Source organism: Bowmanella yangjiangensis, from assembly GCF_018531185.1.
GTDB classification, from domain to species: Bacteria; Pseudomonadota; Gammaproteobacteria; order Enterobacterales; family Alteromonadaceae; genus Bowmanella; species Bowmanella yangjiangensis.
In genome coordinates, this window is the sequence record NZ_JAHDJU010000003.1 from 321,243 (window position 1) to 334,310 (window position 13,068).

Sequence of the window (13,068 nt, forward strand, 5' to 3'; positions counted from 1 at the left end):
TTTTATTGATTAAAGTTCTGCATCTAAGCTATTTAGATTCGAGGCTTGAGGTCAACACAAAGCCGCCTAAGCCGAAATCATTAAAACCGAGCTGGGGCATTAATATCAGCATTATAGCGACGCTTGATATTCAGATTTGATAACTCTTCATATTGCACACGATTTAATTTGTAGAGCGTTTCAATTGTGCAGCCTTGTTGTTCGAAACCAATTCTGACAATTTGGTCACCTGCCGTGACAGCGTCCCTTTCAAGCTGCAGCAATCCTATTCGTTCGGAAAACTCAAGGTCTGCGCATGGTGCATTTGATAACTCGGCTAAAAAGTATTTTCTGTTCCTTGCAGTTAACGCAACATGCTGCTTATCTAAAATCATATAGTCAGCGAGGATAAAAGGGTCTGCCTTTTCAATACTTTTGAGTTCTTGATTGGCAATAAAATCCTTATAGAGAGTTTCACTTTTAATGTTATTAGTTGAGCCGCTATCTGTGGATGCGCATCCACTCATCACCAATACACAGCAGCCTATAAGCAGTTTGAATTTCATCAGATTTCCTTTTTAGAATTATTTCCGCAATCTGCATCTCTATACAACAGAGGGTTCTGGTGTATACAGGTCATACTAAGTTACTACTGGCGCTCAATAAACAGACAAAAATGTAATAAAGCGTTAACAAATATAGACTAAAGCCTTGTGCCAGCCCCCAACCGGTTAAGCTCTGCTAATGCCATACGGCTAATTTCTTCCAGCGGTAATATAGAGTCAACGGCCCCCAACCTAATAGCTTCTTTCGGCATACCAAAAACCACACAACTCTGCTCATCTTGGGCCAATGTCACCCCACCAGCAGCTTTGATAGCCTGCATACCGATAGCCCCATCTTTTCCCATTCCCGTTAGAATGATCGCTAGTACATTTTTTCCAGCGCACTTAGCCAGAGAATTAAACATCACATCAACTGAGGGTTTATGCCCACTGACTCGTTCCGTATCTAGCAGACTAATCCGATAATCAGCCCCATATTTGTCGATATGCATATGTAAATTGCCAGGGGCAATATAGGCATGACCGGGCAGGACTCGTTCACCATCTTTGGCTTCACTAACGGACACTGCACAAATACTATCTAGACGTTTGGCGTAAGTGGTAGTGAAACCTGGCGGCATATGCTGCGTAATCACAATTGCGGGACTGTTGGCTGGGAGCTCTCGCAGAACTTCTTTTATCGCTTCGGTACCGCCCGTTGACGCGCCTATGGCAATAAGCTTTTCAGTGCCGCTATTTACAAAATTAGCGGGTGGACCACTCTCTCCTCTGCGAGCCCTACGCACGTGAGATGTAGCTGCCATTCTGATCTTATCCAGAATTTGCTGGCTGTACTCTGCAATTCCCTGCGCCACATCCAGCTTGGGCTTGGCAATAAAGTCAACCGCCCCCAACTCAAGCGCTCGAAGTGTTGCTTCAGCACCGGCTTCGGTAAGTGTAGAAATCATCAATACCGGCGTTGGCCTGGCCTTCATTAGGCGATCTAAGAAGGTCAGCCCGTCAACTTTGGGCATTTCAATGTCCAGAGTAATAACATCAGGGGCAAATTGATTAACCATATCCCTGGCCACATAGGCATCTTGGGCAACACCGACTAATTGCATATCCGGAGACTGTCGAATGATTTCGCCGAGCAACTGTCTTATCAACGCAGAATCATCGACAACCAGCACTTTTATCGTCATACGCAGTCCTTAAAAAAGATCCACATCACCACTTTTTCGTGCATGACGAATACGCATCCTGTATTCGCTTTCTCTGTCCATAATAGTGGTGTTATGTAAGGATTTAATTTTACGTACCATCACCTTGCCGGTATGGGGAAAGAAATAGACTTTACGTGGATATTGGTCCAATAAGTCACTGGCTACCACGGGTATCTGCTCAATTTGTAAGTATTCCAACACAAACTCACAGTTGCGCTCTCCTACGGTATTTGATGTCAAGCCTCGCAATACATTTCCCCCACCAAATACTTTGGCTTCAAGGCTGTTGCGATTCGCCCCTAACTTAACCAGATGATTAATCAAAATCTCCATGGCGTAAGCACCATAACGGGCTGATTCCGACCAGGTTGAGTTGTCGTTGCCTCCCTCATTTGGCAGTAAGAAATGATTCATACCACCGATACAACGAATGGGATCTCGCAGACATACAGACACACATGAGCCGAGCACCGTTACTATCATGAGTCCATCAGCCGTGACGTAGTATTCTCCGGGCAAAATCTTCACCGCGTCACATTCAAAATGCCGGTCAAAATAACGGTTTGGCGCTAGATATTGGTCGTTCAAGTCAAAGGCGCTCATGCTGACTGCATCCTGACAGGAAGATAGGCCGTTTTCCCCAGAGGCTTAACCAGATGAGTCGCATGGCTGAAGTTTTCGGAATGCCCTGCGATATAGATTCCATCAGGTTTAAGCAGACTAATCATGCGTTGTAATATTTCCATCTGCGTTGGTTTATCGAAGTAAATCATTACATTACGACAAAAAATCACATCTAGAGGCCCATCTATATCCCATTTCTTATCCGTCAGATTAACTTTGCGGAATGACACCATCCTGGCTAATTCGGGAACCACTTTTACCTTGCCAAGCTGTGCGCCTTTGCCTTTTAAAAAAAACTGTTTTCGCTGCTCGTTGGTAATCGACTTAATTCGTTCTTCAGCGTAGATCCCCGCTTGTGCCGTTTGCAACGCGCCACTATCAATATCAGACGCGATGATCTCGATGCCAGCGTCAAAACGTCCAAAGGTCTCAGCAACCGTCATGGCAATGGAGTAAGGTTCTTCACCTGTGCTGCTTGCAGCACACCAGATACGCTTAACACTGTGCCGACGCAAATAATCGGACAGTAGGTCAAAGTGATGGGATTCACGGAAGAATGCGGTCAAATTGGTCGTCAGTGCATTAATAAAGTGCTGCACTTCATCTTCATGGCTTTGTACGTATTGCAAGTATTGCTTAAATCCGGGGATTTTCAGCGCGCGTAAGCGTCTGACCAGACGACTATACACCATCGAGTCTTTACTGTCGGCAAGATGGATACGAGTCAACTGATACAGTAACTTACGCACTTGCTCAAAATCAGCCAGGGTATAAGCGAATTCCTTTTCACCTGAGTTCACGTTCGGCTCCTTTAGAAGCTTTCCCACTCATCTTCTTCAACTGAAGATACCCTGGCAACCACAGGTTTAGCTTTGCGGCTTTCCTTTTGCAGTTTGACAGCCTGTACTTTTTTGGGCTTGGACGGCGGCAGCAATGCCACAGCTGGCGCCATGCTGCTGTCTAACTTAAATGTCGCAACTTGTCTAGCCAACTGTTGCGCCTGAGACTGAAGGCTCTCTGAGGCAGCCGCAGCTTCTTCCACCAGCGCGGCATTTTGTTGCGTCATTTCATCCATTTGAGTAACGGCTTTGCCAATCTCATCGATACCAGAAGACTGTTCCGCCGAAGCGGCTGCAATTTCTGACATGATGTCATTAACCCGCTTAATCGCATTAACGATCTCTTTCATGGTATCGCCAGAACGATTCACCAGCTCATTACCGTTTTCTATCTTTGTGACTGAATCAGAAATCAAAGATTTAATGTCCTTGGCAGCGTTCGCTGAACGTTGTGCCAACGTTCGGACTTCAGACGCCACAACGGCAAATCCCCGGCCCTGCTCTCCGGCTCTTGCCGCTTCAACTGCTGCATTCAAGGCAAGAATATTGGTTTGAAAAGCAATGCCGTCAATCACGCCAATGATGTCGGAAATTTTCTGAGCCGACTCATTGATAGATGCCATGGTACTCACGACCTGCTGAATCAGGTCGCCGCCGTCGGTCGCTACATTGGCCGCTTGCGAAGCCAAACCATTGGCTTGCTTGGCGTTGTCCGCGTTCAGGCGCACAGTACTGGTTAGTTCTTCCATGCTGGAGGCGGTTTCTTCAAGACTGGCCGCTTGCTGTTCAGTACGTGAAGACAGATCCGAGTTACCCTGTGCTATCTCACTGGAAGCACTGCTGATGGTATCTGCAGCTTCACGTATCTGGCCTATCATATCGGTGAGCTTGTCAGAGGTGTCATTACAGTAATTTTTTAGCGCATCAAATGTGCCCTGATATTCACTATCGATACGCTGGGTCAAATCACCATCGGCAATCGCCATAAGCACCTTGGCAATGTCCTTAAGCCCGGTATCGGTAATCGTTAGTAAACTGTTAATGCCTTCAGCAATCGTCAGCATAAAGCCTGACTTATCCTGAACTTCAATTCGGTCACTGAATTCTCCGCGGGATGCAGCTGATACAATCCGGGTCACTTCCTGCTCGGCAAGTACTTCCTGGGTGCGATCCAGCCACTCCACTACTGACCCTAATCTTTTACCGTCAGGAGACACAATGGGATTAGCCGTGAGGCGGAAATGCAAATTACCTACCTTAATTTCTGTCTGATAAGTGGATTTCAGGCTCTCAAGCAAAGACGCCTGATGAGCCGGGTTTTTATGAAAACCATCCATGCTGCCGTTGATTATTTTATCAACAGCAAAACCCGGCAGTGCTTTTTTCAGCTCAGGTTCCACGCTTCGTAACATCGTCTCCACTGATTTATTCATATAGATGATTTTTCGATCTGTATCGGCAATCATCACATTGGTGGTAGCACCGTCCAATGCCTGTTTCACACGCATGGATTCGGTAGCCAGTCTGGCGGCTTCGCGTAGCTTAGCTGTCATTTCGACCAGGGCGTGGTTTAGCTTACCTATTTCATCGCGCCGCGCATTATCAAGCTCAGTATCAAACTGGCCATTGGCAATCGCCGACGCAGCAGAAATCGCTCTGTTAATGGCTTTTATCAATTCCCTGACCAGATAGAATGCAGCTATTGCGGCCAGTAAGAAAAACACCAATAACCCCGTAATAGAGCCCAGCCTTTCATTGGCTAATCTGTCTATTCGTTTAACAATGAGTTGACTGAGCTCATTGGATAATTTGTCGCCTTGCTCATAAAAACCTGCCAGCACCTGATTAAAATCTGCAGTAAAACGCTCACTTGAATACTCCAGGGATGTTTTCTCCACAACTTCACGACGTGATAATTGCAACAGTGCACCAACGCGTTCCTGTAATTGTCTGGCACTGGACAGGTATCCATCCAGTGAGCGGTCGTATTTACCTGCCTCACTGAGGTTATCGATGTAATTTTCCAGTGGTGTCTGTAGCTGGTCCATCGCCGATACCATGGCTATTTTGTCTGCTTCAACTGCCGTCCCTGCCGACAAAGCCTTACTACCCACGCCACGAATCTGCGCCAGCACTTCTACCAGCCGCGGCAGCACCTCATAATTAGCAATAATCAGGTGGTAACTGACAGGTTCCGGATCATAAGCCATGCCAGACTCCCGCATGACGGCGTAGAGTAATTTACGGGTTTCAGCGATATTCTGTGAATGTGCGTCAAAAACCGTTTTTACCGCTTCATTACGGTCCACCAAAGCCAGTGTTTGCTGCCAACTTTGCTGCAACGGGTCGATAGACGTTGTGGATACGCCGTGCATCTGATTTGCCAGCTTATCCAGGTTGTTGCTAACCTGCGTCCGTCTGGACAACATCTCTGCGTGCAGTTGGCCTTCCCCTTGGATTATCCGGGTCGACAAGTTCCTATGCATAGCGATGTTTCGCATCAGATCCAGAGCGGAGTCGGCCGGATGGGTGCCAGCCAACTCAGCTTCGGCTGCCTCCTGGGCAGCATAAGATGTTTCAAGCAGCATGTAAGTAGGCAATGAAACACCAACCACGACTAACAAACCAACACCTAACATCTTCATTGATATACTCAGGTCATTTATCCATTTGAGCGCTTTCATGTTTCACTCCTGTACTGTGTTCTGCTTTTGCTCGAACAAGCCCAACTCGTCGCTGGAAATGAGTTTCTCTATATTGACCAGAATCACCAACTGCTCATCAACTGCGGCCAATCCCACCAGATACTGACTGTCAAACGCCACCCCGAACTCTGGAGGTGGGCGAATTTCGTCGTCAGACAGATTGATAACATCAGACACACCATCCACCACCACGCCGACAATGCGGTTATCCACATGCAACATGATGACAATAGTAAATTCAGTGTAAGTGGCTTCCCCCACATTGAACTTCATACGTAGATCAACGATAGGTACTATGTCGCCACGAAGATTTAATACACCTTTAATAAAGGGCGGAGCATTAGCAATTCTGGTTACCGGCTCATACCCCCGGATTTCCTTCACTGCCATAATGTCTAGCGCGTAGTGCTCATCGCCAAGTACGAAGGTCAGAAACTCACGTTGCTGTGTATGTGTCGCCAATGCACTATTGGTTGCCATAATCAGGATGCCTCCCGCACTAGTTGTGGGGCTGTTTTCACCTTGGAAGACAGTGATTCAACATCTATTATCAGCGCAACACTGCCATCCCCCATAATGGTTGCTCCAGCGACGCCAGCGACCCTTTTGTAGTGTTGTTCTAAACTTTTAATCACCACTTGCTGTTGCCCCACCAGGCTATCTACTAGTAAGCCGAATCGTTTCTTAGCGCTTTCTATCAGCACCACAATGCCCTGTGTGGCATCCTGATGCCTGGCCTGAACCCCCATATGCAGACCAAGTTGCAGCAAAGGCCAATACTCGTCACGCACCCACAGCAGCTTGTCATTACCCATACTTTTGATTTGTTCAGGTTGCGGCTGAATAGATTCGATAATATTTACCAGCGGAACCACATACACTTGCCCATCAACGGCAACGCACATACCGTCCAGAATCGCAAGGGTTAATGGCAAGCGAATATGAAATGCCGCTCCCCGACCTTGTTCAGATTCAATCTCCACCCGTCCGCCCAGTGCTTCAATGTTACGTCGTACCACATCCATGCCGACACCGCGCCCGGATACATCGGTGACTTCTGCGGCGGTGGAAAAGCCCGGTGCAAAGATCAGATTCCAAACGTCGGTGTCACTGGGGTGTTCAGGCACATATACCGAGTTTTCATAGGCTTTGGCTAAAATTCTTTCACGGTTCAGCCCCGCACCATCATCAATAATGCTAATCAGTATGCTGCCACCTTTATGGGCCGCCCGAAGCGTCAGCAAGCCTTCTTCATTCTTGCCACATTCAGTTCGGCGTTGCGGCTTCTCAATACCATGATCAATACTGTTGCGAACCAGATGCGTTAGTGGGTCCACCAGTTTTTCGATTAAGCCTTTGTCTATCTCGGTACTGCCACCTTCGATGCAAAGCTCGACACTCTTACCTAACTTGCCGGATAAATCCCTGACCAAACGCGGAAATCGATTAAACACAAATGACATGGGCAACATACGCATTGACATCACCGCTTCCTGAATCTCGCGGGTATTGCGCTCCAGTTCAGCTAATGCCGCCAGCCTTCTTTCCTCGGCCTCGGCGCTATCGTTACCAGAGATCATGCTTAACATGGACTGGGTAATCACCAGCTCGCCAACCAGATTAACCAGCGCATCAATTTTCTGGGTGTCAACCCGAATGGTGGTGGACTCACCGGCAGCAGTCCCCCCTTTTCGCTCCATTGTAGATTTGCTTAGCGGCTGTGGCGCTGATTTTTCTTCAGGCTGCTTTTGTGCTGTTTCTGCCTCAGCCGGCTTCTCAGACGCCGGAGGCAAAGGTTCAAACAATCCAAAGGCCTGCTCATCCTCATTTCTGGCACTTACAGGCTCATCTGGCGGAGCGAAAAATCCAAATCCTTCATCCTTTTCAGCACCAAGCTCATCGGCAAAAAGTCCAAATCCTTCAAGTTCGTTTACCAGCAATGGCTGCTCAAACAAGCCGTACCCTTCTGTTTGGCTTTCTAAAGGTGCAGAGGCCCCCAAAACGGCATCCAGAGCCTCTGTACCAGCCGCAATGGCTGACCAATCAATATCGCCTCCCGTACGATAGCTGTGCAATATGCCCTTGAGAATATCCACGGTACTGAGCAGTACATCCACAATAGATGAGGTCAACGTCAAGCTATCCTTGCGAGCCCTATCCAACAAGTTCTCCATCACATGGGTTAAGCCGGTAAGTGCATCAAAACCAAAAATACCACTGCCACCTTTGATGGAATGCGCCGCCCTAAAAATGCTATTCAGCAGTTCTTTGTCGGGTTGCTCAATATCCAGCTCCATCAAATGCTGTTCCATCTCGTCGAGATGCTCCTGACTCTCTTCGAAAAAGACATTGTGGAACTGTTCCATTTCGATCGACATATCGGTCTCCCGTCAGCCCATCACTTTTGCCGCCACTTCCAACAACTTGCGCGGGTCAAAGGGTTTAACCATCCAACCTGAGGCTCCGGCAGCACGCCCCTGAGCCTTCATTTCATCACTGGCTTCCGTGGTCAGCATGACGATGGGGGTACGGGAAAAAGCTGGCAAAGTGCGCAGTGATTTAACCAATGTCAGCCCATCCATCCTCGGCATATTTTGGTCTGTCAGCACAAAGTCAAAACTCTTGCCGCCTTTGCAAATATCAAAAGCCTCCTGTCCATCTTTGGCTGCTGTCACCGCATAACTCGCTGATTTCAGTGTTGCCTCTACCATTTGTCGAATGGAAGGCGAGTCATCAACTATCAAAACTTGCTTTGCCATAATGTTGTCACCTAATTAGCACATATGTCTGATTGCCTGGGGGATCACATCGAAAAACACTGACCAGATTCCGTACCAGTGCCAAGCCTCTGCCAGAGAGTCCATGGTCATCTGCCGTCACATTTTCCATGGCCTGGTATCCCAGCCCGGAGTCTTTAACCATCACTGCAACTTCATTGGCTGGAGTATTCCAATCCATTGCAACTTCAACCCAATCTGATTCTTGCAAGGTAGCCACTCGCTTTTCTCGTTGTTCCAGATAATTTACAAAACCATCAATATCGTTCTTAAGGGTCGAATCAAGCCTCAGCACACCATGGTCAATAGCGTTACTGACCAGTTCAGCACAAACAGTAAACACCTTCTGACGAAGCTCAGGTGCCAGAGGGCAAACCTGCAACAAGGCGTTCACCCATGACAGCAGGTCCATCTCACCCAATTGATAACCGCTTAGACGGGTTTCAAAGTGCAGATTTCCAGGGTGAGAATAAGCAGGGATCTGAGCACTTGAGTGAGTATTGAGGTATGCCTTACAATCGACCCTGCAAATCGACACATCATCGCTGAACTCTTCGTCTCCGCAGTGAAATTGCAGGGCTTTACTGATTCGCTCGACGGTATCCTGACCATGACCCAGTTCAATTAAACGCTCCACTCTTTGCATACCGAAGGCTTCGCCAGATTGAGAGGTTTGATCAATGACGCCATCACTTATCATAAATAGCTGCGATTCGAGCTCTCCCAGTGGCAGTGTCTCTATGCTGCTATCGAATACTTCACTGTCCAAGACACCGAATGGCATATGGCGAGAAATGAGTCTATGCATAACATGCCCACTGTCATCACAAAGCAATGCGTCTGGCATTCCACCATTCCAAACTGAAACTTCCCGCCGGTGTGGGTCTACTTCCACCAATACACCAGCAACAAACCTGTCTCCTGGTATCTCTCTGATCAGTCTTTGATTAAGTTCATAAGCCAGCATGGCCATTGGACAGCCTTTTGATACCATGGCCCTAAATATGGAGACTACTGGCAGGACACTTATCGCTGCGGCTAATCCATGTCCCGTCGCATCTAACAACAATACAAATAAGTTTCCTCCTGGCGAGCAGCGACTTAATAGCAAGTCACCATTAAAAGCACTGGAAGGCCGCATCAGAGATTGAACATGTTCATGACATAAATGTTCTTTACTGGATAAATGCTCAAACACATGCTTAGCCAGGATCTCCTCACCTTGCTTTTGTGTAAGCAAATCCTCAAGTCTAGCGTTTTGCGTCTGAACATTCTGACGTAACCAATAATTGAAAATCAGGCGCTGAATCTTAAATACCAGTAGCGGTAAATGCAGAGGTTTAGGCATAAAATCACTTACCCCTTGCTCATAGCATTCCTGAATCAACTGATAATCATCATTGCTAGAAATCATCATGACAGGCACATCAATTCCTCGCTCAGACAACATATCCATAAAATCCAGCCCTAGACCATCTGGTAAGTGGTGGTCGAGCAAAATAATGTCATAACTGTTTTTCTCTATCCGCCTGCGACCCAAGGCCAACGTTCTGACCGAATCACAGTTAAAACCATTTTGCGCAAAATAGGTCATCAGCAGCTTATTGTGTGCATCGCTGTCTTCTATCAACAAGACACTAGTATGCCCTTCAGGATTGTCGAGAATGAATTCAGATACGGCCATAAAGCTTATGCATGTTTGCCATGTTAAGAATATCCAATGCGGTGCCTTTAGCGCCGCGAATCGATGCATTAATGCCTGCAGCTGTTGCCCTTTTCTGCAGTAGCACCATCATGCCAAGTGCCGAGCTGTCCAAGTACGCAACTCGACTGAAATCCAGAACAATATGTTTGATGTCACCGCTTTTAATGACGTCCTGATAGCCAGCGGTAAACGGCCCATGAAAGCTGAAATCGAACCTTTCCGGCAAAGAAATAATATGAGTCTCTGACACGCGCTTATCTCCGATAATGGTTCAATTCAAAAAAGTTCGACTTCGCCTGCATTGATAGATGAAGAAGACACGGGATTTTTGTGAGTTTGCCGGTTAACTCTGATTTCTTCTAAGTAGAGGTGAAACTCACTAACCAATGTCTGCAAATCATCATCACCCAACTGTCTAAGATGTTCGTGAGTGAATCTCAGCAACTTGGCGTTAAACTTGAGATTTTGCCCGTTGATATCATCAAACTGCAGACCACGGATGGCATCATGCAAGGCCGCATCAAGTTCGTGGGAAATGCCATCCAGTTCCTTTGTTGTAGCGCTATCATCGTCGGCTTTCGTGACGATCATGTCCAAGGCTGATTGGATGTCCTTCTTTGCCTCTATTACATAGCTCACATCCTGTGAGGCAACATCCTTGACATCCCCAGTCAACGCCTCGATTTGTTTACTGATGGTATTAAGCTGTTTTTGAATGGCTTCACTAAATTCCGCTGAGCGATTGGACAATGCCCGAACTTCGTCAGCTACCACCGCAAACCCTCTGCCAGCATCACCCGCTCGCGCAGCCTCAATGGCTGCATTCAGTGCCAGTAAATTGGTTTGCGAAGCGATGTCGTCAATATCCTTTAGTGCCTTCATCACTTGTGGCATGGCGTTGTATATCTTGTTGACCTTCTCCAGCAGATCCATTGAGGAGGCAGACATATTGACGGTCGTCGCGATAAAACGGTCAAGCATATGCCCAGTGCTCAGAGCAAAGTCATGCATGCGGCTGCTATTGAACTCATCGCTACCGTCTGTACTGGCCAACAAACTATGGATGCACTGTGCCTGGCGCTGCATTAAATTTTGCAACTTGTTAAAGGATGTTCTGAGCAGTGCAACCGCATCATCCTGAGTGGTTAAGATGTCAGTAAGGCTTTCTTCACAGCTTTGCAGTGCTGGCACCAATTCGGACGCCAAAGCATGCAGTTGCTGCACCTTAACGTTTGGCTCAAGGTTAAAATCAGGCGTTGAAGATGTATTTTGTTCTGGCTTAGTTCGGAGATAAACCCAAATAAGGATTGCCAAGGAAAAAACAGCAATTCCGACATAGCCAAGCCCCTGTGATTCCAGAATCAGGCTGGTTGCTATGCAGCCAGCCAGAATGAGCCCGTCGGAAACAACCAGTTTACTTTTCAACATACGATCCAAGTCCTTGTTTCTGTTTCCAATGTAGGAGAGGTTTGGAGAATGCGCTAATTAACTGATAATTTTTTTAACAAGGATTTTCATTTTCGCTTTCAAGCTTGGAAAGTAACTGTTGCATAACCGCTTTGTATTCGGCTTCTTTACGTAAGCTCTCTTCGAAGATCGCAGTGGCATCTTTAATCGCTAGTGCCACATGGGACATCAGAGATCGTTCTTCTTCTTCGAGCAAACTGAACTGGATCAATTCCGTTGATAGGTTGTTTTCCAGATTCAAAATGGTGGTTTCAAACTGACCTGACAGCGCAGATTTATCCTGCTCCATTTCCAACACCAATTCAGCAATAGCGCCTGCCACTTCTCTCGCCACTTGCTGTTTATGTTGGTTGTTTCTCTCCAACAGAATGGCATCAATTCTTGCGTCCACACCATTAAGCAAAAGGCAAAACTGGTCTTTAAGCACGCCATAACGCTCTTCATCATCGATAGGCATATTGCGGATCAGAACACTGAAGTGCTGATAGTTGAAAAAGGTAAAATGTTTCCAGCTGAATATTCTGCCCTTGTCTCTGGCTTCCTGCATAGACTGCAACTCCAAGGAAACATGCCGACCATCATCACGAAAATAACGCTGTTCATCCAATTCAATATAAGCAGAACCCTGCACACCAAAACCCGCTAATGCGGAGAAAATTAGATCAGCCAAGGCGGCGTTATCAGTTACCCTGTGCGTTGCCTCGACAAAACGCAAAATATCGCCAAGTTCAGAGCTGGTTTGCATTGCATCGAAAGCCATCTTCATCGCAGAATCAAATTGTTCTGAAGCCTGTTTATGACTTTCGTAATGTTTCAGCAACTGCTCCACTTTCAGCAATAGCTCTTTAAGTCGCACTGGTTTTATTAGGTAGTCATCCGCCCCCACCGCATAGGCTTTAAGGATGTCCTCTTCTGCCATCAATCCTGAGGTAAACATGATAGGCACGTCAGGACTCAGATAACCTGTTCTCAACTGCTCACAAATTTCATAGCCATCCAGCCCTGGTAACTGCACATCCAGAATGACCAAGTCAGGTTGCGTCGCTATTCTATCCCGCACCGCACTGAGCCCATTCTCCGGGAAGGCATCAAAGTGACATACATCAAAGCCCTGCCCGACTAAGGTAGCGATTGTCACTTCGGCAATATCAGGATCATCTTCGAAATAAAGGACAAGCTTTTTCTGTGTTTCTGTATCCAT

Annotated in this window: 11 protein-coding genes and 2 pseudogenes; all 13 read right to left on the reverse strand. The window is 47.0% G+C overall.

The annotated features are described in order from the left end of the window. Positions 1-80: 80 nt before the first annotated feature. The 13 genes and pseudogenes from KJY73_RS17040 to KJY73_RS17095 all read right to left on the reverse strand — a co-directional run bounded on the left by KJY73_RS17040 (position 81) and on the right by KJY73_RS17095 (position 13,068). The gene (locus KJY73_RS17040) at positions 81-545 is read right to left on the reverse strand and encodes a DUF6491 family protein (protein WP_214344917.1); all 465 of its coding nucleotides are present in this window, start codon (positions 543-545) and stop codon (positions 81-83) included. Between the two features lie 137 nt (positions 546-682). Next, entirely contained in the window at positions 683-1,729 is a 1,047-nt protein-coding gene (locus KJY73_RS17045) for a protein-glutamate methylesterase/protein-glutamine glutaminase (protein ID WP_214344918.1), read from the reverse strand. A gap of 9 nt (positions 1,730-1,738) precedes the next feature. Beyond that, positions 1,739-2,353, reverse strand: a complete 615-nt coding sequence (gene cheD, locus KJY73_RS17050) for a chemoreceptor glutamine deamidase CheD (protein ID WP_214344919.1) — start codon at positions 2,351-2,353, stop codon at positions 1,739-1,741. Next, positions 2,350-3,174 carry a CheR family methyltransferase gene (locus KJY73_RS17055; protein WP_214344920.1) on the reverse strand — a complete coding sequence of 275 codons (825 nt, stop codon included), beginning with the start codon at positions 3,172-3,174 and terminating at the stop codon, positions 2,350-2,352. The genes cheD and KJY73_RS17055 overlap by 4 nt, the downstream gene beginning before the upstream one ends. A gap of 11 nt (positions 3,175-3,185) precedes the next feature. Continuing rightward, positions 3,186-4,697 (reverse strand): annotated as a pseudogene (locus KJY73_RS22060) (methyl-accepting chemotaxis protein); the annotation flags it as partial. Between the two features lie 60 nt (positions 4,698-4,757). After that, positions 4,758-5,897, reverse strand: a pseudogene (locus KJY73_RS22065) (HAMP domain-containing protein); the annotation flags it as partial. A gap of 3 nt (positions 5,898-5,900) precedes the next feature. After that, positions 5,901-6,398 carry a chemotaxis protein CheW gene (locus KJY73_RS17065; RefSeq protein WP_214344922.1) on the reverse strand — a complete coding sequence of 166 codons (498 nt, stop codon included), beginning with the start codon at positions 6,396-6,398 and terminating at the stop codon, positions 5,901-5,903. Between the two features lie 2 nt (positions 6,399-6,400). Next, positions 6,401-8,296, reverse strand: a complete 1,896-nt coding sequence (locus tag KJY73_RS17070; protein WP_214344923.1) for a chemotaxis protein CheA — start codon at positions 8,294-8,296, stop codon at positions 6,401-6,403. Between the two features lie 12 nt (positions 8,297-8,308). Next, the gene (locus KJY73_RS17075) at positions 8,309-8,677 is read right to left on the reverse strand and encodes a response regulator (RefSeq protein WP_214344924.1); all 369 of its coding nucleotides are present in this window, start codon (positions 8,675-8,677) and stop codon (positions 8,309-8,311) included. A 7-nt stretch (positions 8,678-8,684) separates the two neighbouring features. After that, positions 8,685-10,379: a SpoIIE family protein phosphatase gene (locus KJY73_RS17080; protein ID WP_214344925.1), complete on the reverse strand. Its 1,695-nt coding sequence runs from the start codon at positions 10,377-10,379 to the stop codon at positions 8,685-8,687. Next, positions 10,366-10,650 (reverse strand): STAS domain-containing protein, encoded by a 285-nt coding sequence (locus tag KJY73_RS17085; protein ID WP_214344926.1) that lies wholly within the window; start codon positions 10,648-10,650, stop codon positions 10,366-10,368. The genes KJY73_RS17080 and KJY73_RS17085 overlap by 14 nt, the downstream gene beginning before the upstream one ends. 26 nt (positions 10,651-10,676) lie before the next feature. Next, a complete protein-coding gene (locus KJY73_RS21945) occupies positions 10,677-11,828 on the reverse strand; it encodes a methyl-accepting chemotaxis protein (protein ID WP_214344927.1) in 1,152 nt (383 codons plus the stop codon). A gap of 73 nt (positions 11,829-11,901) precedes the next feature. Continuing rightward, complete coding sequence (locus KJY73_RS17095) at positions 11,902-13,068, reverse strand: response regulator transcription factor (RefSeq protein WP_214344928.1); 1,167 nt, start codon at positions 13,066-13,068, stop codon at positions 11,902-11,904.